Source organism: Brevundimonas sp. EU05-FHT14B11, assembly GCF_058790835.1.
The window spans coordinates 1,414,481-1,440,139 of record NZ_JBYTCY010000001.1 but is presented as its reverse complement, the minus strand read 5'-3'; the positions used below and the strand labels follow the sequence as shown (position 1 = coordinate 1,440,139).

The 25,659-nt window shown below is 72.2% G+C and carries 12 protein-coding genes; 10 read left to right on the top strand and 2 right to left on the bottom strand.

Annotated features, from left to right (window positions below; genetic code table 11):
- The first annotated feature begins 3 nt into the window (after positions 1 to 3).
- The 10 genes from ilvC to AC3WRV_RS07030 all read left to right on the top strand — a co-directional run bounded on the left by ilvC (position 4) and on the right by AC3WRV_RS07030 (position 11,353).
- Positions 4 to 1,011, top strand: a complete 1,008-nt coding sequence (gene ilvC / locus AC3WRV_RS07075) for a ketol-acid reductoisomerase (protein WP_492312728.1) — start codon at positions 4 to 6, stop codon at positions 1,009 to 1,011.
- A 14-nt stretch (positions 1,012 to 1,025) separates the two neighbouring features.
- Positions 1,026 to 2,732 carry an acetolactate synthase 2 catalytic subunit gene (gene ilvG / locus AC3WRV_RS07070; RefSeq protein WP_492312668.1) on the top strand — a complete coding sequence of 569 codons (1,707 nt, stop codon included), beginning with the start codon at positions 1,026 to 1,028 and terminating at the stop codon, positions 2,730 to 2,732.
- Between the two features lie 2 nt (positions 2,733 to 2,734).
- Complete coding sequence (locus AC3WRV_RS07065) at positions 2,735 to 3,022, top strand: ACT domain-containing protein (RefSeq protein ID WP_291837255.1); 288 nt, start codon at positions 2,735 to 2,737, stop codon at positions 3,020 to 3,022.
- The gene (locus AC3WRV_RS07060; RefSeq protein ID WP_492312667.1) at positions 3,019 to 4,248 is read left to right on the top strand and encodes a 2-isopropylmalate synthase; all 1,230 of its coding nucleotides are present in this window, start codon (positions 3,019 to 3,021) and stop codon (positions 4,246 to 4,248) included. The genes AC3WRV_RS07065 and AC3WRV_RS07060 overlap by 4 nt, the downstream gene beginning before the upstream one ends.
- Entirely contained in the window at positions 4,232 to 5,200 is a 969-nt protein-coding gene (locus tag AC3WRV_RS07055; RefSeq protein ID WP_492312666.1) for a branched-chain amino acid transaminase, read from the top strand. The genes AC3WRV_RS07060 and AC3WRV_RS07055 overlap by 17 nt, the downstream gene beginning before the upstream one ends.
- Complete coding sequence (gene leuC / locus AC3WRV_RS07050; protein WP_492312665.1) at positions 5,193 to 6,650, top strand: 3-isopropylmalate dehydratase large subunit; 1,458 nt, start codon at positions 5,193 to 5,195, stop codon at positions 6,648 to 6,650. Before AC3WRV_RS07055 ends, leuC begins: the two co-directional genes overlap by 8 nt.
- On the top strand, positions 6,643 to 7,227 hold the full coding sequence (gene leuD, locus AC3WRV_RS07045; protein WP_492312664.1) for a 3-isopropylmalate dehydratase small subunit: 585 nt from the start codon (positions 6,643 to 6,645) through the stop codon (positions 7,225 to 7,227). Before leuC ends, leuD begins: the two co-directional genes overlap by 8 nt.
- The gene (gene leuB / locus AC3WRV_RS07040) at positions 7,227 to 8,327 is read left to right on the top strand and encodes a 3-isopropylmalate dehydrogenase (protein ID WP_291837214.1); all 1,101 of its coding nucleotides are present in this window, start codon (positions 7,227 to 7,229) and stop codon (positions 8,325 to 8,327) included. Before leuD ends, leuB begins: the two co-directional genes overlap by 1 nt.
- Before the next feature lie 339 nt (positions 8,328 to 8,666).
- Complete coding sequence (locus AC3WRV_RS07035) at positions 8,667 to 10,409, top strand: amino acid kinase family protein (RefSeq protein ID WP_492312663.1); 1,743 nt, start codon at positions 8,667 to 8,669, stop codon at positions 10,407 to 10,409.
- A gap of 2 nt (positions 10,410 to 10,411) precedes the next feature.
- Positions 10,412 to 11,353, top strand: a complete 942-nt coding sequence (locus tag AC3WRV_RS07030) for a homoserine kinase (protein ID WP_492312662.1) — start codon at positions 10,412 to 10,414, stop codon at positions 11,351 to 11,353.
- Positions 11,354 to 11,494: 141 nt separating this feature from the next.
- Here AC3WRV_RS07030 and thrC read toward each other — a convergent pair whose 3' ends face one another.
- Complete coding sequence (gene thrC, locus AC3WRV_RS07025) at positions 11,495 to 12,862, bottom strand: threonine synthase (protein WP_492312661.1); 1,368 nt, start codon at positions 12,860 to 12,862, stop codon at positions 11,495 to 11,497.
- A 61-nt stretch (positions 12,863 to 12,923) separates the two neighbouring features.
- Positions 12,924 to 25,643, bottom strand: coding sequence for a hypothetical protein (locus AC3WRV_RS07020; RefSeq protein WP_492312660.1), 12,720 nt, complete (start codon positions 25,641 to 25,643; stop codon positions 12,924 to 12,926).
- Positions 25,644 to 25,659 lie beyond the last annotated feature (16 nt).

Here is a 25,659-nt window from a genome sequence, read left to right as displayed (position 1 = left end):
GCCATCACGATCTACACCAACGACGACATTCGCCCCGGCGCCATCGCCGGCCAGCGCATCGCCATCATCGGCTACGGCTCGCAGGGCCGGGCCCACGCCCAGAACCTGAGGGACTCGGGCTTCGACGTGGTCGCCGGGGTCCGCGAGGGCGGCAAGGGCTGGCGCAACGCCACGGCTGACGGCGTCCCCACCGCAGAGCCCGCCGAGGCGGTCAAGGACGCGGACATCATCGCCATCCTGACCCCGGACATGATCCAGGCCGAGGTCTATCGCGACATCATCGAGCCCAACGCCAAACAGGGCGCGGCCATCCTGTTCGCCCACGGCTTCTCGATCATCTACGGCCGCATCACCCCGCGCGCCGACATGGACGTCATCCTGGTCGCGCCCAAGGGCCCCGGCGATCTGGTCCGCCGCGAATACCAGCGCGGCCGCGGCGTCCCCTCCCTGTTCGCCATCGAACAGGACGCCACGGGCAAGGCCCGCGACCGCGCCATGGGCTACGCCAAGGGCAACGGCGGCGCGACCGGCGGCCTGCTGGAAACCACCTTCCGCGAAGAGACCGAGACCGACCTGTTCGGCGAGCAGGCCGTCCTGTGCGGCGGCGCCAAGGAGCTGGTCATGTCCGGGTTCAACACCCTGGTCGAGGCCGGCTACCAGCCCGAGATCGCCTACTTCGAGTGCATGCACGAGCTGAAGCTGATCGTGGACCTGTTCTACGAGGGCGGCATCACCAAGATGAACGCGTTCATCTCGGAGACGGCCAAATGGGGCTCGGTCAAGTCCGGCCCCCGCGTCATCACCGACGAGACCCGCGCCCGCATGAAGACCATCCTGGACGAGATCCAGTCGGGTCAGTTCGCCAGCGAATGGATCGCCGAGAACGAGGCGGGCAAGCCCCGCTACGACGCCTGGGTCAAGGCTGACGGCGAGCAGCCGATCGAGCAGACCGGCGCCAAGCTGCGCGAACGCATGGCCTGGCTGCACGCCCCCAAGTCTGAAGCCGCCTGAGCCCAGATCAGAACATGACCGCCTCCGCCGCCCGCATCCCCGAACCCGCCGCCGCCCCGAAAAGCGGCGCCCGCCTGCTGGTCTCCACCCTGGAGCGGCTGGGGGTGGAGGTCGTGTTCGGCTATCCGGGCGGCGCGATCATGCCCGTCTATGACGCCCTGGCCGGATCGAAACTGCGCCACATCCTGGTCCGCCACGAGCAGGCCGCCGCCTTCGCCGCCGACGCCTACGCCCGGCGCAGCGGCAAGGTCGGCGTCTGCATGGCCACCTCCGGCCCCGGCGCCACCAACCTGATCACCGGCATCGCCAATGCGATGATGGATTCCATCCCCATCGTCTGCATCACCGGCAACGTCGCCCAAGGCGTCATGGGCACCGACGCCTTCCAGGAGATCGACATCCTGGGCGTCACCCTGCCGATCGTGAAGCACTCCATCCTGGTCCGTGACCCGGCCGATGTTCCGGCCGCCGTCGAGGAGGCCTTCCACATCGCCGCCTCGGGCCGTCCCGGACCGGTCCTGATCGACCTGCCCAAGGACGTCCAGGTCGGCCAGACCAGCGAGGACTTCGGCTTCCACATTCCCAACGCGGTCACCCCCATCGACCACGACGCCGTCGCCCGCGCCGCCGAGATGATCCGCGCCGCCGAGCGCCCGCTGATCTACGTCGGCGGCGGGGTGAAGATCGGGCGGGCGACGGAACAGCTGCGCACCTTCGCCGACCAGACCGGCATCCCGTCGATCTCAACCCTGAACGCCCTGGGCACGATCCCGACCGACGCCCCCGGCTTCCAGGGGATGCTGGGCATGCACGGTACGCGCGCGGCGAACGAGGCGGTTCAGGAGGCCGATCTGCTGATCGTCTTCGGCGCCCGGTTCGACGACCGCGCCACCGGCAAGCTGGCCGAGTTCGCGCCGCACGCCCGCGTCGTCCATTTCGACATCGACGCCTCAGAGATCGGCAAGCTGCGCGAGACCCATGTCGCCGTCACGGGCGAGATCGCGCCGGGCATCGAGGCCCTGACCGCGCACCTGTCGGGCACGCCGCTGGCCATCGATCCGTGGATGATCCGCTGCGACACACGGGTCCGCCGCACCGCCTTCCGCTACGACGACGCGCCCGGCGAAGGCGTCTACGCCCCCGCCCTGCTGAAGGCGATTTCCGAAGCGGCGGGCGATGATTTCGTCGCCGCCTGCGATGTCGGCCAGCACCAGATGTGGGCCGCCCAGCACTGCCGGTTCGCCAAGCCGGAAGCCCACATCACCTCGGGCGGCCTGGGCGCCATGGGCTTCGGCCTGCCCGCGGGCATCGGCGCCAAGCTGTCGGATCCGGACGCCACGGTCGTGGTCGTCGCCGGCGACGGCGGCTTCATGATGAACGTGCAGGAGCTGGCCACCCTGCGTCGCTACGGCGTCGCGGTGAAGGTCCTGCTGCTGGACAACAGCTCGCTGGGCCTGGTCCGTCAGTGGCAGGAGCTGTTCTTCGACGGCAACTACTCGGAGATCGACCTGTCCGACAATCCGGACTTCGTGAAGGTCGCCGAGGCCTTTGGCGTCGAGGCCTTCCGAATTAGTCGACGCGAGGAGGTTCAGGCCGGGATCGCCCGCCTGCTGGCCGCCGACGGCCCCTGCCTCGCGCACGTGATCATCGACCCCCGGGAGAACGTGTGGCCGCTGGTCCCGCCCGGAAAGAACAACGCCGAAATGATGGAAGGCGCCTGACCATGAGCACCGAAACCCTGCACCTGAACATTGACCGCGCCGACGGTTCGCTCCAGCGCCTGATCGGCCTGGTTGAGCGCCGCGGTTTCCACATCGACGGCATGACCCTGAGCGACGAAGGCCACGGCCGTCATGTCGAACTGGCCGTGCGCGGCCGCGACGCCGCCCGCTGTACCCGCACCCTGGGCCGCCAGATCGACAAGCTGTTCGGCGTCACCCGCATCGACGGCCGTCCGTCGGGCCAACACGCGGGTCAAGCCGCCGCCTTCCATCCCGAGGTAGCGGCATGACCAAGGTTCAAACCGCCGTCGCCGCCGATCCGAACAAGGTCGTCGTCTTCGACACCACCCTGCGCGACGGGGAACAGGCGCCCGGCTTCTCGATGAACCCGGACGACAAGGTCCGCATGGCCCATGTGCTGGCCGCGATGAATGTCGACGTGATCGAAGCCGGCTTCGCCGCCGCCTCGCCCGGCGACGAGGAAGGCGTGCGCCGGGTGGTCGGCGAGGTGGAAGGCCCCGTCTTCTGCTCGCTGGCCCGTTCGAGCGAGGCCGACATCGACGCGGCCTACCGCGCCCTGCGCGGGACGGAGGAGCGCCGTCTCCACATCTTCCTGGGCACCAGCCCGATCCATCGCTCGGCCAAGCTGAAGATGTCGAAGGCCGAGGTGCTGGCCGCCGCCGAGCGCTCGGTCGCCTACGCCCGCACTCGCTTCGAGGACGTGGAGTTCAGCCCCGAGGACGCCATCCGCACCGAGCCGGAGTTCCTGGCCGAGGTATGCGAGGCCGCCGCCGCGGCGGGAGCCACCACCCTGAACATCCCCGACACCGTCGGCTATTCCACCCCCGGCGAGATCGCCGAGATCTATCGCCGCCTGATCGCCACGGTCCGCGTCCGTCATCCGAACGTGGTCTTCTCGGCCCACTGCCACGACGACCTGGGCATGGCCGTCGCCAACTCGCTAGCGGCGGTGGAAGCCGGCGCGCGTCAGGTCGAGGGCGCCATCAACGGCATCGGCGAGCGGGCGGGCAACGCCTCGATCGAGGAGATGGTCATGGCCATCCGCACCCGGTCGGACCGCTATGGCCTGCACACCGGCGTGGACGCCACCCACCTGGTCCGCGCCAGCCGGCTGCTGAGCGAGATCACCCACACACCGGTGGTCCGCAACAAGGCCATCGTCGGGCTAAACGCCTTCGCCCACGAGGCGGGCATCCACCAGCACGGCATGATGGCCGACCCCTCGACCTACGAGATCATGCGCCCCCAGGACGTCGGTTTCGAAGGCACATGGTTCGTGCTGGGCAAGCACTCGGGCCGCCATGCCGTGGCCAAGCGCGCGGAGGCCCTGGGCCAGCCCGTCGCCGGCGCCCACCTGGCCGCCGCCTTCGCCGGCTTCAAGGCTCGCGCCGACGAGATCGGCGAGATCAACGACCACGAATTGCTGGCGATCATCGAGGCCTCGCGCCCGGACGCCGCCCCCCGACAGGAGTACGCCTATGCGGCCGCTGGCTGAACATATCTGGGTCAACGGCGAACTGACGCCCTGGGCGGACGCCAAGGTTCACGTGATGAGCCATGCGCTCCACTACGGCACCTCGGTGTTCGAGGGCATCCGCGTCTATGACACCCCGAACGGCCCCTGTGGCTTCCGTCTGACCGACCACGTGCGCCGCCTGTTCGACAGCGCCCGCATGTATCATTTCCAGCTGCCGTTCACCGAGGACGAGCTGGTCGAGGCCTGCCGCGCAACCGTGCGTTCGACCGGGCTGAAGTCCGCCTACATCCGACCTATCGCCTTCCTGGGCGCGTGCGGCATGGGGGTGACGCCCTCTCCCGAGAACATGAACGTCGACGTCGCCGTCGCCGCCTTCCCCTGGGGGGCCTATCTGGGCGAGGAGGCGCTGGAGAAGGGCGTGGACGCGTGCGTCGCCTCGTGGTCGCGCATCGCCCCCAACACCGTGCCTTCGGGCGCCAAGGCGGGCGGCAATTACCTGTCCTCCTATCTGATCGGGCGCGAGGCCCGGGTCGGCGGCTTCGGCGAAGGCATCGCCCTGGGCACCGACGGCCGCCTGTCCGAAGGCGCCGGCGAGAACCTGTTCATCGTCAAGGACGGCGAGATCATCACGCCGCCGGCCGCCGCCTCCATCCTGATGGGCATCACCCGCGACAGCGTGCTGAAGCTGGCGCGCGGCCTGGGCTATGAGACCCGCGAGCAGATCCTGCCGCGCGAGGCCCTGTACGTCGCCGACGAGATCTTCATGACCGGCACCGCCGCCGAGATCACCCCGGTGCGCTCGGTCGACGGCATCCCCACCCGCGCCGCCGGCCCGGGTCCGGTGACCAAGGCCGTCAACGCCGCCTTCCGCGGCCTGTTCACCGGCGCGACCCCGGACCGCCACGGCTGGCTGGAACCCATCGCGGCCCCCTCTCCCAGCCCCGCCCGCGCGGAGCCCGAATATGCCTGAGACCCTGTTCGAGAAGGTGTGGAACCGCCACGTCGTCCAGGCGGAAACGCCTGACGCCCCGGCGGTGCTCTACATCGACCTGCATCTGGTCCATGAGGTCACCAGCCCCCAGGCCTTCTCCGAGATCGAGAGCCGGGGCCTGAAGGTCCGTCGCCCGGACCGCACCTTCGCCACCCTGGACCACTCCACCCCCACCCTGCCCGCGGATGCAAGCGGAGAGCGGCCCTATTACACCCCGGCGTCCAAGACCCAGGTCGAGACGCTGGAGGCCAATTGCGAGCGCCACGGCGTCTCGCTGGCGGGCTGGGACTCGGCGGACCGTGGCGTGGTGCACGTCATGGGGCCTGAGCTGGGGCTGACCCAGCCGGGCATGACCGTCGTCTGCGGCGACAGCCACACCGCCACCCACGGCGCCTTCGGGGCCCTGGCCTTCGGCATCGGCACCTCCGAGGTCGGCCATGTGCTGGCCACCCAGTGCCTGCTGCAGCGCAAGGCCCGAACCATGCGCGTCACCGTCGATGGCCGACTGCAACCGGGCGTCTCCGGCAAGGACGTGGCGCTGGCGATCATCGCCCGCCTGGGCTTCGGCGGCGGCACCGGCTTCGTGGTCGAATACGCCGGCGAGGCCATCCGGTCTCTGGACATGGAAGGACGGATGACCGTCTGCAACATGTCGATCGAGGCGGGCGCCCGCGCCGGCATGATCGCCCCCGACCAGACCACCGTCGACTGGCTGAAGGGCCGTCAGCACGCACCCTCCGGCCCCGCCTGGGACCGCGCCGTCGCCGACTGGCTGGCGCTGGCCTCCGACGAGGGCGCGGCTTTCGACGCCGAGGTCCACATCGACGGCGCCGCCATCCGGCCCATGGCCACCTGGGGCACGACGCCGGACGCGGGCTCCGCCATCGGCGAACCCGTCCCCGCCCCGCGCGACGCCTCCGGCGAGAAGGCGCTGGCCTATATGGGCTTCACCGCCGGCGAGGCGACGACGGCCCATCCGGTCGATGTGGTCTTCATCGGCAGTTGCACCAACGGCCGCCTGCCCGACCTGCGCGCCGCCGCCGAGGTGCTGCGCGGCCGCAAGGTGAAGCCGGGCCTGCGCATGCTGGTGGTCCCCGGCTCCGAGGCCGTGCGCCGCGACGCCGAGGCGGAAGGGCTGCACACCGTCTTCACCGACGCCGGGGCCGAATGGCGCATCCCGGGATGCTCCATGTGCCTGGCCATGAACGGCGACATGGTCGCGCCGGGTCAGCTGGCGGTCTCGACCTCCAACCGCAATTTCGAGGGCCGTCAGGGGCCCGGCTCGCGCACCATCCTGGCCAGCCCCGCGACCGCCGCGGCGACCGCCATCATGGGCGTGCTGACCGACCCGCGCGTGTTTCTGACGGAGACCGCCCTCCTCAAGCAGCCGAGCGCCGCGCGCGAGGCGGCAGGAGTCCAAAATGCCTGAGCCCTTCAAGACCCTGACGTCGAAAGCCGTGGTCCTGTCGCAGTCGAATATCGACACCGACCAGATCATCCCGGGTCGTTTCCTGAGCACCACCAGCCGCGAAGGCCTGGGGGCCTGGGCCTTCTACGACTGGCGCTACGAGGCCGACGGGTCGCCCAAGCCCGAGGCGGTGCTGAACCGCATCGACCCGACCGAGCGCCGCATCCTGCTGGCGGGCAAGAATTTCGCCTGCGGCTCCTCACGCGAACACGCCCCATGGGCCCTGATGGACTACGGCTTTCGGGCCGTGGTCTCGACGGAGATCGCCGACATCTTCACGTCCAACGCCCTGAAGAACGGCTTCCTGCCCATCGTCGTCGATCAGGCCACCTGGGACGACCTCGCCGCCCATCCCGACCAGCCGATCACCATCGACCTGGAAACCTCGACGATCCAGCGCGGCAATGCACAGCCTGTCGCATTCGCCGTCGAGAGTTTCGCCCGCCAGTGCCTGCTCGACGGGGTCGACACCCTCGGCTGGCTGCAAGCCCGCATGCCCGCCATCGAAGCCTTTGAACGCCAGAAAGAAGCCGTCTGATGCCCTCCCCCAAGACCTATGACATCGTCGTCCTGCCCGGCGACGGCGTCGGCCCCGAAGTGACCCATGCGGCGAAGGCCGTGCTGACGGTCATCGGCGACTTCTATGGCCATGAGTTCCGCTTCCATGAACACCTGATCGGCGGGGCCGGCATCGACGCCGTCGGCGATCCCCTGCCCCAGGAAACCGTCGACGCCTGCCTGGCCGCCGATGCGGTGCTGCTCGGCGCCGTGGGCGGACCGCAGTGGGACGGCGGCAAGCGCCGTCCGGAAGAAGGCCTGCTGGGCCTGCGCAAGGCCATGGGCCTGTACGCCAACCTGCGTCCTCTGCAGGTCTCGCCGGTGCTGGCCCACCGTTCGCCGCTGAAGAAGGAGATCGTCGAAGGCGTCGACCTGATCGTATTCCGCGAGCTGACCGGCGGCATCTATTTCGGAGAGAAGACCCGCACCGCCGACCGGGCCACCGACCTGTGCGAATACACCGTCGGCGAGGTCGAGCGCGTCGCCCGCGCCGCCTTCCAGACCGCCCAGCAGCGGCGCGGCAAGGTGACCTCGGTCGACAAGGCCAACGTCATGGAGACCAGCCGCCTGTGGCGCGAGGTCGTGACCCGCATCCATGCCGAGGAATTCCCGCGCATCGAGCTGGAGCACGCCCTGGTCGACTCCATGGCCATGCACCTGATCCGCAAGCCGCGCGAGTACGACGTCATCCTGACCGAGAACATGTTCGGCGACATCCTGTCGGACGAAATCTCGGTGCTGGGCGGGTCCATCGGCCTGCTGCCGTCGGCCTCGCTGGGCTCGGGCGGCCCGGGCCTATTCGAGCCCATCCATGGCTCGGCGCCCGATATCGCCGGTCAGGACAAGGCCAACCCGGTCGGGACCATCCTGTCGGCCGCCCTGCTGCTGCGTCACAGCCTGGGGCTGGAGGACGAGGCCGGCTCCATCGAGGCCGCCTGCGCCGCCGTGCTGTCGGCCGGCGCGGTCACCGCCGACCTGGGCGGGACCCTGGGCACCCGCGACGCCGCCAATGCGGTGATCGACGGCATCCGGGCGATCCACTGGGCCGCCGCCCATCGCGTCCAGATGCATTGGGCCTGAGGAAGAAACCGTGCCTTCGCCGCCGCAAATCCGGGGCGAAGGCGCAATTTTTCACCTTTCACTTGACGGACCCCGCCCTTGTCCGTCAGCCTTCTCCCGAACTTGAACTGAGCAGGTCCGCCGTGAACCGCCTCGACGCCCGCACCGCCATCGCCTCGACCGCCTCGTGCGGCGGCGCGACCGTGCGCGTCATTGGCATGACCGGTATGACCACCACCACGCCTCCGGCGGGGACAGGTTAGCGCGCACCGAAGCTCAGGAACGCAAAACCCAACCCCGCCCGGATCGCTCCGGGCGGGGTTTTTCTTTTCTCCCCCATCTCCTCGAAAGACCCCTCCCATGTCCGCCCAACTCGCCCTCCTCGACCGCCCGCCCGTCGCCCCGTCCGCCCTGGCCGGCCCCGAGGTCGTCGTCATGAAGTTCGGCAGCTCCGTGCTGGTCGATCCCGCCGACGCGCCCAAGGTCGCCTCCGACATCTACGCCGAGGTCCGCCGCGGCCGCCGGGTGGTGGCGGTCGTCTCGGCCCTCGCCGGACAGACGGACGTCCTTCTGTCGGAAGCCCGCGCCCTCGGCCTGGCCCACGACAACAGCATCCTCCCCGCCTATGTCGTGCAGGGCGAGGAGCGGTCCGCCGCCCTCGTCGCCCTGGCCTGCGACCGGGTCGGCCTCAGCGCCGTCACCCTGTCTGTCCGCGAGCTCGGCCTGGTCGCCGAGGGGCCGTGCGAGCATGCCCGCCCGGTGTCGCTGGACCGCGCCGCCCTCGACCGCGCCCTGCTGAAGCATGAAGTCGTGGTCGTCCCCGGGTTCGGCGCCCTGTCGCCCGCCGGCGATGTGGTCCTTCTGGGCCGCGGCGGGTCGGACCTGACCGCCCTCTTCCTCGCCGCCGAGCTGGAGCTCGACAGCGTCCAGCTGGTGAAGGACGTGGACGGGCTCTACGACCGCGATCCCAACGTCCATGCCGACGCCCGCCGCTACGATCAGGCCAGCTGGGCCGAGGCCAAGGCGCTGGGCGGCGGCCTGGTCCAGCCCGATGCGCTGGACCTCGCCGAGGCGCGCCGCCTGAAGGTCGAGGTACGCAACTATCTGGACGGCCACCGCACGGTCGTCGGCGCGGTCGGCGCCCCGCCTCGCGTCGCCCCGCCGCATCGCCGCCTGCGCGTGGCCGTCGCCGGCTGCGGCGTGGTCGGCGGCGGCGCCCTGGCCCGCCTGCTGGTCGATCCGCGCCTGGACGTGGTCGGCGTGCTGGTCCGCGATCCGTCCAAACCGCGCGACGTGCCCGGCGCCACGGACGCCCGCCTCGCCCCCCTGCTGGTCTCAAGTCCCGACGCCCTGCTGGCGCGCAATCCGGACATCGTGCTGGAGGCCCTGTCCGAAGCCGCCGCCGGTCATGCGGTGATCCGCGCCGCCCTGTCGCGCGGCGTCGATGTGGCTACGGCCAACAAACAGGCCGTCAGCGTCGATCCCGCCGGGCTGCTGGCCCTGGCCGAGGCCAATGGCGCGACGCTGCTCTGGTCGGCCTCCGTCGGCGGCGGCGTGCCCATGGTCGAGGCCGTGCGCGCGGCCCGCGTCGACGCCCCCGTCGCCGCCTTCGAGGCCGTGCTGAACGGCACCGTCAACTTCATGCTGGCCCGTCTCGGCGAGGGCGCGTCCTTCGATCAGGCCTTGTCCGAAGCCCGCGCCGCCGGCTTCGCTGAGGAGGATCCGTCGTCCGACCTGGAAGGCCTCGACGCCCTGGCCAAGGTCCGCCTGCTGGCCTTCGAGGCTTTCGGCCTCATGCCCGAGGAAGCCGACATCGCCCGCGACGTGCTGGATCCCGCCGCCCTTCCGCCCGCCGGCGCGCGTCAGCTCTGTCGCTGCGAGCTGAAAGACGGCAAGCTGGTCGCCAGCGTGCAGCTGGTTTCGGGTCCGCTCGATCCGCTGTTCGCGGAGCTGAAGGGAGAGGGCAACGCCTTGAAGGTGGTCTCGCACGACGGATCCGCGGTGCGCCGCCGGGGGCGCGGCGCCGGACGCTGGGCCACGGCCGAAAGCCTGTTGGCCGACCTGTCCGACCTGGCCGCCGCGCGCCTTGTCGAGCCCGCCTGACCATGGCCGTCTTCACCCCCGTCGAGGAGGCCGACGCCGAGCCCTTCATTAGTCGCTACGGGCTGAGCCTCGTCGCGCTCACGCCCATCGCCGAAGGGGTGGAGAACACCAACTACCGGCTCGACACGGACCAGGGCCGTTTCGTCCTGACCTTGTTCGAGAACCGCACGGACGCGGCCTCCCTGCCCTTCTGCCTGGGCCTGACCGCCCACGCCGCTGACAAGGGTCTGCCCGCCGCCCGCGCCCTGATCGACAGTGCCGGAGAAACGGTGGGCGAGCTGAACGGTCGCCCCGCCGCCCTCCTCGAATGGCTGCCCGGGGCGTGGAAGCGCAATCCGTCGCCGGCGGATCAGAGACAGGCCGGGGCGCTTCTGGCCCGCCTGCATCTGGCCGGCGCGGACTTTCCGCTCGAGCGTATCGATCCGGTCGGTCCGGCCGCACGCCGGGCCCTGTTCGAGCGCAGCCTGACCCGCGCGGGAGCCGCCGACCGCGCCCTGCTGGACCGGATGGCCCCCTGGGTGGTCGCGGGTTCCGACCCGGCCGCGGGCCTGCCGCGCGGTCCTATCCATGCCGACTATTTCCCGGACAATCTGCTGTTCGAACGCGACGCGCCCAGCGGCCTGATCGACTTCTATTTCGGCTGCACCGGCGCCTATGCCTACGACCTGGCCATCGCCCTCTCGGCCTGGGGCTTCGACGCCGACGGTCTGCCCCTCCCCGCGGCGCTTCAGGCCTTCCGCGCCGGCTACGAGTCCGTGCGTCCCCTGACCCTGGCGGAAGACGCCGCCTTGCCCGCCCTCGGCGCCGTGGCGGCCGTGCGGTTCACCCTGACCCGGCTGCATGACCGGCTTTTCCACGACCCGACTCGGCTGGTGACGCCCAAGGATCCGACGCCCTTCCTGCGACGGCTGGACTGGTGGACGGAGCAGGCGCTGGCGGCGTGACGTTGTTTTCTCCCTCCCCTCATGGGGAGGGTGGCTGTCGCGCAGCGACAGACGGGTGGGGAACGGCCGCACGGATACAAACCCCACCCTGTCGTCGCTGACGCGCCGACATCCCTCCCCACTTCGGGGGAGGGAGAAGTCTTACCCGATCGCGGCCAGCACCGCGTCCAGCGTCGCATCCACTGTCTCGAACCGCTCGGTCCGGCCTTCCAGACCCTGAAGCTGCGGCGGCCGTTCCGGCGCGAAGCCCAGCGCCGCCTCGACGCTGTCCGGGAATTTGGCGGGATGCGCCGTCGACAGGGCGACCACCGGTCCCGTCCGTTCGACGCGCCGCGCCGCGTGCAGGGCCACGGCGGTGTGCGGGCAGATCACCCGCCGGTTCTCCGCCCAGGTCCGGCGCATCTGCGCCACCGTTTCGTCTTCACTGACCGAAACGGCCGACACCTCGCGTCGAAGCGCCGCCAGCACGTCGTCCGGCAGGGTCACCCGCCCCTGCTTGGCGAAGTCCTCGAACAGGCCGCGCGTCAGGTCGGCGTCGCGGCCCGTGGCCTCGAACAGCAGCCGCTCGAAATTGGACGGCGCCTGCACGTCCATGCTGACGCTGGCGGTCGGCTCGGCCCGGGTCCGCTCATAGACCCCATCGTTCAGCGCCCGCACCAGGGCATCGTTGCGGTTTGTCGCCGCCACCAGGGCGCCGATCGGCAGGCCGCACTGACGCGCCACCCAGCCGGCGAAGGCGTCGCCGAAATTCCCCGTCGGCACGACATAGGTCGCCGGCTGCGCCAGCCGCGACGCGGCCGCGGCGTAGTAGGGTGCCTGTCCTGACAGCCTGGCCCAGTTGATCGAGTTGACCGAGCTGACGCGCCGGCCGGCCTTCAACGCCTGCACGCCCAGCAGGGCCTTCACCAGCCGCTGGCAGTCGTCGAAATCGCCGCGCACCGCCAGGTTCAGCACATTGGATGCCCCGGTCGTCGTCATCTGCAGCCGCTGCATCGGCGACACCCGGCCCAGCGGATGCAGGACCACCAGATCGATCCGGTCCGCGCCGGCGAAGGCGTTGACCGCCGCCGCGCCCGTGTCGCCGCTGGTCGCGGTCAGGAGCAGCAGCCGCTCGCCCGACGCCGCCAGCAGGCTCTCGGCCATTCCGGCCACCAGTTGCATGGCCAGGTCCTTGAACGCCGCCGTCGGCCCGTGGAACAGCTCCAGCACATGCAGGCCGGGCTCCAGCTCGACCAGCGGGACCACATCCGGATGCAGGAAGCGGTCCTGCACTCGTCGCGCGGCGGCGGCCAGCGCCCCCTCGGGCAGGGCCTCGCCGACAAAGGGGGTCAGCAGGCGGGTCGCGATCGTCGCATAGTCCGCCCCGCCGGCCGTCAGCTCCGCCAGATCCAGGCTCGGCCAGCGCGACGGCGCGAACAGGCCGCCGTCGGGCGCGATGCCGTTGATCACCGTGCCGGCGAAATCGGTCAGGGGCGAGCGGCCGCGGGTGCTGACGTAGGACAGGGACATGATCCCTTCGTCGGCAACTCCGGCGCGCCCGTCAATGACGGACAGGCGCGCCGGCGACGCTTTAGAACTTCAGGCGCACATTCACGCCCGCGGTGTGGCTTTCGATCTTGTCGCCGAACTCGCCGACGTAGTTCAGGCGCAGCGACAGGCCGTCGTCGTTTCCGAACCGGACGTCGGCCCCGACCCGCCACGCCTGCTCGTCGATCGGCGTGGTGATGAAGGCCGGCGCCGCATCCGGATTGGAGCCCAGCAGACGCATCGGAGCCACGAGTTCGTCTTCCGAATGGAAGACCCGGCCCACGGTGAGGACGGCCGAGGCGCTGGACGACTGCCCGTAGTCCGAACGGAAGCCGAAGGCGACCTCGGGGTTCAGGGCGCCGATCACCTCGGTGTCCGCGAAGCCCTCGACGCCCAGGCCGGCCATGCCGTCCTCGACGAAGCCGTCGCGGTACAGGGCCGTCACCGATCCCCGCAGGGCCGGGCGGGCATAGAAGGCGCCGGCGCCGAAGATGTGCGCCACCTCGGCGTCCATCCGCAGATAGCCGGTGTCGTTGTTCGACTCGCCCTTCAGCGGCTGGAAGACGTTGCTCAGGCGCGTCGTCTCGACGGCCTGCCAGCCGGCGCTGATGGACACGCCCATCTGGCCGCCGTCCGGCGCGGTCTGGCGCAGGCCGAGGCCGCCGTGGAAGCCGTCGCCCTCGAATACGGCCCGGCCGTTGTCCACGAAATTGTGGCCCAGGTCGTCGTAGCCCAGGGCTCCGCCCACCACCCAGCCCTGCCCGATCGGCTGTTCGAAGCCGGTGCGGAAGCGGGCGGCGGCGTCGGCGGTGATGCCGAAGAACTCGCTGTCGCCCTCGCGTTCGAACTCGCTCGTTTCGATCTGCGCCCAGACGCACCGGTCGCTCGCCGGGGCGATGTCCGAACCGCAGTTGAAGATCTGGTCGGCGAAATCACGCGAAGCGCTGAACTGCGTCACCGTCGGAGCCAGCAGAGGTTCCGGGTTCAACTCGTTGAAGATGTAGCGGTAAGCATCCTCGTCGCCGGCCTGGAGATTGCCGATCAGGGCCATCAGTTGGCCGATGCCCGACGACCCGCCGGCGGCGATGGCCGAGTCCATGTGGTAGCCGAGGGCCCGCCCGTTCCGGTTCAGGAAGTCCTGGCCGAAATGGGTGTTGAACGCGAGGTGCACGCCGTCGGCGTCCGCCTCGATCCGGTAGTCCATCGCCAGCGTGTCCTCGATCTCCAGACCGTGATCGACGCCCACGCCGCCGGTGGCGAACAGGGTGACGCGGTTGGAGTTCTCCAGCCAGGTCAGGACCACCTCGCCCGTACCGTCGACGGTGGCGTCGCCGGTCGCGTTGACCCGGTCCGAGGCATAGGGGCCGTAGGCCACGTCGAAGACCAGATGGCCGGTTCCCGTCTGCACGTAGTCGCCGTCCAGCGCGACCGTGTTGATGACCCGCGCGCCGTAATAGAGGTTGGTCGACGGATCGCCCTCGGCGTCCAGATCGCCGAACGTCGCCCCGCCGGCCAGATCGATCGGGGTCCGCGAGGCGCTGAGCCCCATCACGAAGTCGCCGGCGTTGGTGAACACGCCGCTGCTGCCCGGACCGTCCTGCAGGTCGATGGTGTTGAAGGCCAGGAAGGTGCCGCCCGCGCCGTTCAGCACCGCGTTGGTCCCCGACCCCAGGTCGATGTTGCCGAAGATCGCGCCGGTGTTCTCGACCCGATCATCGCCCGCGCCCGTGTCGATCGCTAGGCCCGAGACGGCCGAGACCGAGCCCGAGGTGCGGATCAGGTTGGACGCGCCGCCCGACAGGCGGACGCCGACGCCGGCGCCCGCGCCGCCCCGGAGCATGTTGTCCGACAGGACGGTGATGTTCCCCGCCCCCGTGCCGCCCAGGCTCTGGGCGAAGACGCTGATCGAATCCTCGCCCGGAGCGAAGACCACGCCCGAGACGTCGAGGTTGATCGCGCCGCCCGCGCCCGCGCCGCCGGCCGTGCCGGCGAAGACGCCGTCGATCCAGCCGCCGCCGCCGCCCAGGCTCTGGGCGATGACGCCATAGGCTCCATCGCCCATGACCACGATATTGCCGGTGTGGTTCAGGCCGATGACGCCGCCGTTGCCGCTGTTGGCGGCGTTCAGGTTCACCGTGGCGTTGTCGAAGGAGCCGAACACCGCCCCGCCGCCGCCGCCGATGGACTGCAGCAGCATGCCGTGCGAGCCGGCGCCGGTGGTCTGCAGGTCCCCGCTGTGGATCAGGTCGATGGAGCCGCCGTTGCCGGTCGCGCCCAGGGTTCCGCCCAGATTGACGATCGGCGCGTTGACGCCGCTCATCAGGGTGACGCCGCCGCCCGCTCCGATCGACTGCACGACCAGCAGGGGCGAATGATCGCCCAGGCTGATGCCCCCGCCGCTGAAGTTCGAGTTGATCACGCCGCCGTCGTTTCCGAGGCCGCCCGAAGCGCCCAGGCTGACGGTGACGACCGTATCGCCCGGCGCGGCCAGCGGATCGAGGATCACCGGCTGGACCATCGGGGTCAGGACGTCGTCCTTGTCCGTCAGGCTCGGTTGGACCTGCGGCCCGCCCGCCACGACGACGGGGCTGACCTTGGACGAGACGCCGGGCTGGGTCGCCGGGACCGGGCCGCTGTTCTTGGTCGACAGGGCCGGCATCACTTCCGGCGCCGGAGCGGCCGGAAGCGCCGGGGCGCCGTTGGCCGAGCCCGCGCCGCTGACGACGACGGTGGCGAAGCCGCCGCCGCCGCCGATCGACTGCAGGATGGCCCCCGCCGACAGGTCGCCCGAGGTGCCGATCCGGCCGACCTGGGTGCGGTTGATGGCGCCGCCGTCCGAGGTCTGGCTGTTGACCGCGCCGAGGGTGACGGAAACGTCGCCCAGCAGGGTCCCCGCCGGAGCGGTCAGATCCATGATGCCGCGCCCGCCGCCGCCGCCGATGCTCTGGAACAGGGCGCCGGGGGCGCCCTCGCCCACGGTGGTCAGGCTGCCCGAGTGGCCTCCCAGGATGTCGCCGCCCCTGTTGTCGACGCCGTCGATGCCGCCCAGGTCGATCTGGAACGCCAGGGGGGCCGCCGGCAGGATCACGGTCGGATCGTTCAGCGCGGCCAGGGTGGCCGACAGATTGACCGTGCCGCCGCCGCCGCCGACCGACTGCATGAAGGCGCCCACGCCGTGATCGCCGCCGACGCCGAAGGCGCCGCTGGTGTTCACGGTGACCGAACCGGCGTTCATGCCGCTGGCCCGGTCGGCGCCCGCGCGGGCCGCCACCAGGGGGTCCGCCGGGGGCGGAGGCGTCCCGGAACCGACGAAGGGCACGCCCGGCAGGCCGGTGACGCCCGAGAAGTCGAGCGCCAGGGTGCCGCCGCCGCCGTTGATGCTCTCGGCGTTGATGGCCATGGAGCCGGCGCCCAGCACGGTGATATCGCCGCTGTGGTTGACGGTGACCGAACCGCCGATCCCGCCCGCGCCGCCGCCGAAGACGCCGCCGATCAGGGCCGAGAGGGCGTTGCCGATCACCATGCTGCCCGGCTCGGCCGTCAGCGAGAAGCCGAGGTTGGCGTTGCCGCCGCCGCCGCCGATCGACTGGGCCTGGATGCCGTGCGCGCCCGCGCCGCGGGTGGTGATCGAACCGCTGTTGGTCACCTCGACCGCGCCGCCGTCGCCGCCGGATCCGCCGAAGCCGCCGATGGTGATCAGAGGGGCGTTGCCCGAGGCGCCGATGATCAGGTTGCCGGCGATGGCCATGCCGCCGTTGCCGCCCCCGCCGCCCAGCGACTGGGCGAAGATGCCGTGGGCGCCGTCGCCGGCCGTGTCGATGACCCCGGCGTTGTCCACGATGACCGTGCCGGCGGAGTTGCCCGACCCACCCGTGCCGCCATAGCTGAAGGTGAAGGTCCCACTGTCGGCGCCCGAACGCATCCCGGTCAGCGACAGGATGGACGAACCGTTGCCGCCGCCGCCGCCCAGCGACTGGGCGAAGATGCCGTAGGCGCCGTCGCCTTCGGTGATGATCAGGCCCGTGCCGGCCGCCGCCGTCGGACGGTTGATGACGGTGACGTCGCCGCCCGTGCCGCCGGAGCCGCCCGTGCCGCCGATCAGGACAGCCAGACGGTGCGTGACCTGCTCCGTGGTGGTGAAGCCGGCCACCACGTCGAGCACCAGCCCGCCGTCGCCGCCGCCGCCGCCGATGCTGTTGGCGCTGATCCCCGCCGCGTCGCGGCCGGTGGTCCAGATCGCACCCTCGTTCAGCACCTTGACGACGCCGCCGTAGCCGCCCGCGCCGCCGGACCCGCCGACGGAGACCGTCAGGTCGTTGCTGTTGCGCGAGCCCTGCAGGCGGGCGGTGATCGCCGCGCCGCCGATGCCGCCGCCGCCGCCGATGGACTGGGCGCGGATGCCGTTGGCGTTCACGCCCTCGGTGGTGATGACGCCGGTGTTGGTGACGTCGACCAGGTCGCCGAAGCCGCCCGTGCCGCCGCTGCCGCCGACATTGACCGACACGGTGTTGCTGGTGGCCGCGCCGGGCGAGCCCCCGACCTGGAAGGCCAGGGTGCGGGCGTGACCGCCCACGCCGCCGCCGCCGCCGATCGACTGCGCCAGGATGCCGTCGGAGTTCGCGCCATAGGTGGCGATGCGGTCGTCGTTGGTGACCGTGACGACGCCGGCCTGACCGCCCGTGCCGCCCGTGCCGCCGATGCCGACGGCGGCCGCGCCCGCGGCGCGCACGATGGCGTTCGCCCCCGTGCCGCCGACACCGCCGCCGCCGCCGACCGACTGGGCCAGGATGCCGCGCGAGTCGTCCTGACGCGTGACGATCTGGGCGTGGTTGAACACATCCACCGCATTGCCGGTCGCGCCGGAGCCGCCTTCCAGGCCGACCGACAGGCCGGCGCTGTAGCCTTCGGCTTGCTGGCCCGTGCCGCTGGTGTGCGCCGCGCCGATCGTGAACGAACCGCTGGAGCCGCCGCCGCCGCCGATCGACTGGGCCAGGATGCCCGACGACAGCCTGCCGTTGGTCTCGATGGCGCCGTCCGCGGTGACGGTGACGTGGCCGCCGTCGCCGCCGGTGCCGCCCAGGCGGCCGATCACCAGGTTCATGTTGTTGCGCGACAGCGGACCCATCGCCAGGTCGAACGAGGCGTTGCCGCCGCCGCCGCCGATGGACTGGGCCCGGATGCCGGAGGAGTTGTAGCCCTCGGTGCCGATATTGCCCGTGTGATCGACGGTGACGGACTGGCCGATGCCCGCCGCGCCGCCGCGTCCGCCCAGGGCGAAGCTGACCGAGTTGGCGTTGCGCATCAGGCCGAGGCTGAGGTTCAGGAACGAGCTGCCGCCGCCGCCGCCCAGCGACTGGGCGTGCAGGCCGTCCGCGCCGGAGCCGGTGGTGAAGATGTTGCCCGCATGGGTGACCTCGACAATGCCGCCGTCGCCCGCGTCGCCGCCGTTGCCGCCGATAGCGACCGTGGCAGCCATGGCCGCGTTCTGGCTGGGCGTGCGGTTGGTCAGGGCCAGGGCCATGTTGATCTGGGCCGCGCCGCCGCCGCCGCCGACCGACTGGGCCAGCAGGCCGGTCGAGCCGTCGCCGAAGGTGCGGATCAGATGAGGATCCGCCACGCCGCCCAGGCCGCCCTGGTAGCCGCGAACCACGGTGACGTCGCCGCCGTGACCGCCGGCGCCGCCCGAGCCGCCGATGCCGACAGCCACCGGCTGGCCGTTCGGCGCGATGGCGCCCACCGCGTTGATGCCGCCCACGCCGCCGCCGCCGCCGATCGACTGGGCCACCACGCCCATCGAGCCGCTCGCGTAATCAACCGCCACGAACCGGTTCAGCCCGGTCAGGGGATCCGTCTGCAGCCGCGCATTGACCAGCACGTCGCCGTTCGAGGTCAGGTCCACGTCGCCCGCGTCGGCGCCCGCGCCGCCGTTGCCGCCCATGCCTGCCGCGAAGGCGAACCCGTTGGTCCGGCTTTCGCCGCCCGCCAGCGAGATGTTGGCCGCCACGTTCAGGGCGCCCGCGCCGCCGCCGCCGGCGACGCTCTGCACCAGGATTCCGGTCGAATTCGTGCCCTCGACCATGACCTGGCCGTTCTGGACCACGGTGACGTCGCCGCTGATGTTGCCCGCGCCGCCGAAACCGCCCAGGCCGAAGACCAGCGAAGGCTCGGTCGTCGAGGGGTCAGAGGTGAAGCCGCCCGAGATGTTGATCCCGCCCGCGCCGCCGCCGCCGCCGACCGACTGGATCAGCAGGCCGCGCGAGTTCACGCCGCTGGCGAAGACGTCGGCGTCGATGTCCGCCGTCACGCCCATGCCGAAGCCGCCGCCGCCGCCGAAGCCGCCGATACCGGCGACCAGCTGGCCGTCCATCGAGATGCCGCCGGAGACGTTGATGCCGCCCGCGCCGCCGCCGCCGCCGATGGACTGGGCGCCCACAGCGATCCGGTCGTCGCCGACCGAGACGACCTGCACCCGGTTCGCGCCCGGCGCCCGGATGGTCAGCTCGACCTCGCCCGCGTCGCCGCCCCCGCCGCCGAAGCCGCCGATGCCGAGCGCCGCCGTGCGGCTGGCGCCGCCGCCGGCGCCGGGGACCGTCAGGCTGATCTGGCCGGTGACGTTCAGGCCGCCCTGGCCGCCGCCGCCGCCGACCGACTGGACCAGCACGCCGTGCGAGCCGTTCGACCGTTCGCGATAGCCCGGAATCGTGAAGTTCAGACCCGGGAAGATGCCCGACAGGTCGATCGGGGCATGGACGATGTCCGTGCCCACGCCGTTGGCGATGACATTGCCGGTGATGGTGGCGGAGGCGCCCTGCGCCGTGCCGCCGCCGCCGCCGAAGCCGCCCAGGCCGAAGCCGAAGCCGCCTGCCGTGCCCCGCGTCGTCCCGGCGATGCCGCCGGTGACGTTCAGGCCGCCCGAACCGCCGCCGCCGCCGACGCTCTGGACGATCACGCCGTCCGAGTTGGCGCCGCTGGTGAAGGTGTCGCCGGTCCGGACCAGGGTGACGGATTCGGAATTGCCGCCGCCGCCGCCGAAGCCGCCGATGCCGATGCCCACGGTGCCCGCCGTGCCGAGGCCCAGGGCGATCGAACCGTTGACGTTCAGTCCGCCCGCGCCGCCGCCGCCGCCCAGTGACTGGACGGTCACGCCGTCAGCCTCGTCGCCCTCGGTCTGGTAGTCGCCGATGACAGAGGCGGTGACCACGTCGCTGTAGCCGCCCACGCCGCCGAAGCCGCCCAGGCCGAAGCCCGCGGCGACCGCCGCGCTGTTGCCGGCGCTGATGGCCACCTGGCCGGTGATGTTCATGCCGCCCGAGCCGCCGCCGCCGCCGACCGACTGGATCAGGGCGCCGTAGGAGCCGCGTCCCAAGGTGTTGACGTCGCCCGTCAGGGCCGCGGTCACGATTCCGGCGTAGCCGCCGCCGCCGCCGAAGCCGCCCAGGCCGACGCCGATCACGCCGTTGACGCCCTGGCTGGCGCTGAAACCGCCCGTGACGTTGAAGCCGCCCGCGCCGCCGCCGCCGCCGACCGACTGGATCAGGGCCCCGTGGGCCTCGTCCCCGCCGGTGATGATGTCGCCGGTCAGTGTCGCGGTCACATTGCCTGCATGACCGCCGGATCCGCCGAAGCCGCCGACGCCCACGCCCAGCACGCCCGCGCCCCCGCCGCTGTCGATCGACAGGCTGACGCCGCCGGTGACGTTGAAGCCGCCGGCTCCGCCGCCGCCGCCGATGCTCTGGATGCTGGTGCCGAACGAGCGGTCGCCCAGCGTCAGGATATCGCCTGTGAAGGTGGTGGTGACGTCACGCGCGAAGCCGCCGCCGCCGCCGAAGCCGCCCACGCCGACCAGAATGTTGCCGGCTATCGTCTTGGAGCCCGCGATGCCGCCGGTGATGTTGAAGCCGCCAGACCCGCCGCCGCCGCCGACCGACTGGACCAGCAGGGCCGAGGCGTCGTGACCGTGTGTCTCGATATCGCCGTTGATGGTGGCCGTGACCACCTCGCCGTCGCCGCCCAGGCCGCCGCCGCCGCCCACGCCGACGCCGATGTTGCCGGCCCCGTCCTTGGCCACGCCGATGCCGCCGGTGATGTTGAAGCCGCCGTTGCCGCCGCCGCCGCCCAGGCTCTGGGCGGTGACGCCGCGCGAGAAGTCGCCGAGGGTCAGGACCGCGCTCAGGTCGTCGTTCGGATCGGCCACGCCGACGTTGACGTTCAGGGTCACGGCCCCGCCGTCGCCGCCGATGCCGCCCTGCCCGCCGACGCCCACGCCGACGGTGCCGGCGCCGTTCGCCGCCACCGCGATGCCCGCCGAGACGTTGAAGCCGCCCGAGCCGCCGCCACCGCCGACCGACTGCGCCAGGATGCCGTCGCTGTCGCGTCCGGCGGTCTGGGTCGTCCCTGTCACGTTCAGGGTCGTGTGGCCGGCGTTGCCGCCGCCGCCGCCCGAACCGCCGACGCCGACGTTGATCGCGCCCGAAATCTGGGCGTTGGCCGAGATGCCGCCCGAGATGTTGAAGGCGCCCGCGCCGCCGCCGCCGCCCAGGCTCTGGGCCACGATGGCGTCGGATTGCGCGCCCAGGGTGGTGACGTCGCCATTGACCGTCGCGGTCACCCGGACCGCGTTGCCGCCCGTGCCGCCCGCGCCGCCCAGGCCGACCGACAGGCCGATCCCGCCGCCGCCCGAACCGACGATATTGCCCGAGACGTTGAAGCCGCCCGCGCCGCCGCCGCCGCCGACCGACTGGGCCAGGAAGCCGCCCGACTGGTCGCCCTCGGTGCGAATGCCTACCGCCGTGGCGTCCACCGTGCCGGCGTGACCGCCGCCGCCGCCCGCGCCCCCCAGGCCGACCGAGACCGCGCCCGCGTAGCTGCCGCCGCCGCCGATCGTGCCGGCGACATTGAAACCGCCCGAACCGCCGCCGCCGCCCAGCGACTGGATGACCACGCCGGCCGACTGGTCGCCCTGCGTATAGACCTGGCCGAAGGCGTCGCCGATCACGGCCATGCCGTCGCCGCCGCTGCCGCCCGCGCCGCCCAGGCCGAAGGCGCCCGCGCCCCCGAAGGTGCCGCCGCCGCCGATGGAGCCGCTGACGTTGAAGCCGCCCGAGCCGCCGCCGCCGCCGACCGACTGGACCAGCAGGCCGCCGGACTGGTCGCCATGGGTCCAGATGGTGTCCGCGCTGCCGGTCACGGTCCCGGCGTTGCCGCCGCCGCCGCCCGAGCCGCCCAGACCGATGGACAGGCCGCCGCCGAAGGTGCCCGCCGCGCCGATGGAGCCCGCGACATTGAAGCCGCCCGAACCGCCGCCGCCGCCGACCGACTGGACGGTCACGCCGACCGACCGGTCGCCGAAGGTTTCGACGCCATCGCGGATATGGCCGGTCACCGCGCCGCCGATGCCGCCCGAACCGCCCGAACCGCCGACGCCCGCGGAAGCGCCGAAGGACGCCGTGCCCGCGGCCGTGACCGCCGCCGAAACGTTGAAGCCGCCGCCGCCGCCGCCGCCGCCGACCGACTGGATCAGCGCGCCGCCCGCGTCGTCGCCGCGCGTCAGAATCGTCCCGTCGAAGGTCGCGTCGACGACGCCGCCGTTTCCGCCGACACCGCCCGAACCCCCGACGCCGACCGAGACCGAGCCCGAGACCCCGCCCGCGCCGGAGCCGCTCACGGCCACGGTCCAGCCGCCCGTACCGCCGCCGCCGCCGACCGACTGCGCCACAAGCCCGGTCGAGAACTGACCGTCCGTCTGGATCGCGCCGCCCGAGTTGACGTCGACCTCGCCGCCCAGACCGCCCGCGGCGCCTGAGCCGCCCAGGGCCAGGGCGAAGGCGCCCGAAATCGTCTCGCCGCCCGAGAAGGCCATCGACAGGGCGAAGCCGCCCGAACCGCCGCCGCCGCCCACCGACTGGGCGAACAGACCTTCGGCGTAGTCGCCGTCGGTGATGATGGTGACGTCGCCGTCGACCATCACATGGCCGCCGTGACCGCCCGTGCCGCCGTTGCCGCCGACCGCCGCGCTGGCGCCGATCGCATAGCCGAACGAGGTCTGGGTCGCGAAGCCGCCCGAACCGCCGCCGCCGCCCACCGACTGGGCGAAGACGCCGCGGGACCGGTCGCCCGTGGTGTAGATGACCGGCGACACCGACTGGGTGACGCCGCCGACGGTGACGGTGCGGTTGAAGAAGTTGACATCGACATCGCCGCCGAGGGCGCCCGTGCCGCCCGTGCCGCCGATGGCCACGCCGGCGAAGGCGCTGACCGAGTTGGAGATGCCGCCGTTGCCGCCGCCGCCGCCCACCGATTGGGCGAAGACGCCGTGCGCGTCGTCGCCGTGGGTGGTCAGGTTATTGGAATTGTTGACGGTCACCAGGCCGGACAGGGCCCCGGCCCCGGCGCTGCCGCCGATGGTCAGGAACACCCCGCCCGCCGATCCGCCGTCGCCGCCGCCGCCGCCCACCGACTGGACCTGCAGGGCGTGCGACCGGGCGCCGAAGGTTTCGACAGCGCCGTTGTTGGTGACGGTCACCGCCGCGCCGGTGCTGGCCGAGGTGCCGCTGCCGCCCAGGGTGACCAGACCGCCGCCGTCGCCGCCCGCGCCGCCGCCGCCGCCCACCGACTGGGCGAAGACGCCACGCGCGAAGCCGCCGTGAGTGGTGATCCGGCCGTCGTTGTTGACGGTCACGACGTTGCCGTTGCCGCCGACGCCCCCCGAGCCGCCCAGCGCGGCCACGCCGCCGCTGGTGGATCCGGTGCCGCCGCCGCCGCCCACCGACTGGGCGAAGATGCCGTCGCCGCCGCGGCCCCAGGTGGTGATTTCACTCGCGCTCGTGGTGGTCACGGTGACCGTTCCGGCGCCGCCGGCGCCGCCGCCCGAGCCGCCCAGGGCGACCACGGCCCCGGTTCCCAGCGCATTGCCGCCGCCGCCGCCGATCGACTGGGCGAAGATGCCGCGCGCGTCGCGCCCGACCAGCCCCGTCGTATCCGTGCTGCTGCCGACGGAGATGACCGCGCCGCTGTCCACGGTGACGTTGCCGCCCGTGCCGCCGCTGGCGCCGCGCGAGCCGACGGCCACGACCAGGGCGCCGCTGACGCCGCCGTTGCCGCCGCCGCCGCCGATCGACTGGGCGAAGATGCCGTGCGAAGCCTCGCCGGTGGTGGTGATGAAGGTGCCGTTCTGGGCGAAGACTTGGGCGATCTGCCCGTTGCCGCCCGTGCCGCCGCCCGATCCGATCGTGCCCAGGCCGACGCTGAAGCCGCCTTCGCCGCCGCCGCCGCCGATCGACTGGGCGAACAGGCCGTAGGCGGCCCGGCCCGAAGTATAGACCTCGGACCCCGTCTGGGCGCGCACGATCGCCGTGCCGCCGTTGCCGCCCGCCGCCCCGTCCGAGCTGAAGGTCACCAGACCCCCGGCGTTGCCGGCGTCGCCGCCGATGCCGCCGATGCTCCGGGCCGTCACGCCGGAAGAGCCGTCGCCCGTGGTGGTGATGCGGCCGTAGTTGATCGCTTCCGCCGCGCCGCCGTGGCCGCCGGTGTTGCCCGAGCCGCCGCTGCCGAACAGGCCGTAGCTGCCGCCGCCGCTGCCCGCGCCGCCGCCCAGCGACTGGGCGTAGACGCCGTGCGAGGCGACGCCGCTGGTGGTGATGTTGCTGTAATTGGTGACGGTCGCGCTGCCGCCCGCGCTGCCGCTGCCGCCCGACCCGCCGGTGGAGAAGCCGTAGCCCGAACCGCCGGCGCCGCCGACGCCCGCCCGGCTCTGGGCCATGACGCCGTGCGAGCCGTTGCCCGAGGTCGAGATGGTTCCGACGTGCGAGGTCAGGTTGACGTTGCCGCCCTCGCCGCCCCGCCCGCCCGAGGCGCCGCTGGCGCCCAGGTAGCCGTCGCCGCCCGAGCCGCCGTTGCCGCCCACGCTGGCCACGATGATGCCGGGACGACCGTTGGACGCGGTGCTGATATTGCCATGCGCGGCCGTCACATCGACCGTGATGTCGGCGCCGCGCGAGCCGGCGCCGCCCGAGTTGGCCGAAACGAACAGGGCGCCGTCCCGTCCGCCGCTCCCGCCCGCAGCCTGACGCACGTCGGTGTAGGCGTTGTTGTCGCCCGCCCCTGTGGGGACCGGCAGCGGGCCGGCGGGCCCGCCGCCGGGATTGGTGCTCAGCGTCGTGACCGTGTTGACGACCTCGCCGTTGGCCAGCGTCACCGAGACGACCCGGCCCGAGACCGTGGTCTGGGACGCAATGGCCGAGGTCACCGCGGGGTTGGCGGGACTCGGAAGGTGCGCGCCGACGGTGATGGTGGTCAGGATGAACTGGTCGCCGGTCACGATCACCCCGTTGGGGACCACGGCGGTGACGGTGACGTTCAGGCCGGTGACCGGATGCACGATGGTGTCGCCGACCGCGATCGACAGCGGGCTGACGATGACCGGGGCGCTGACCGGCGGCGCGTCCGTCGCGGCGGCCGCGGCCATGGGCCAGAAGGCGGCGCCGGCGGCGACGAGGGCGGCGATGCGGCGCAGGTTGCGGGCCAGGCGGCGGTTCCGGATCGTGTCGCCGACGCGGGGACGCCGGGTCTCGCTCGCCAGCGCCATGCGCGCGCAGAGGCGCTGCAGCGAGGCGCGCAGCAGGCCGTCGATATCGTCAGGATGGCCGGCCAGCAGTTCGCACAGGCTGTCCAGCTCGGCGATCGAAGCCTGTCGGGACCGAGCCGGAATGCGTTCCGGGTCAAGATTGCCGGCCAGCTGATCCACCAGCAGCGCGACACGCGCCAACCGGTTCGCCCTTGCG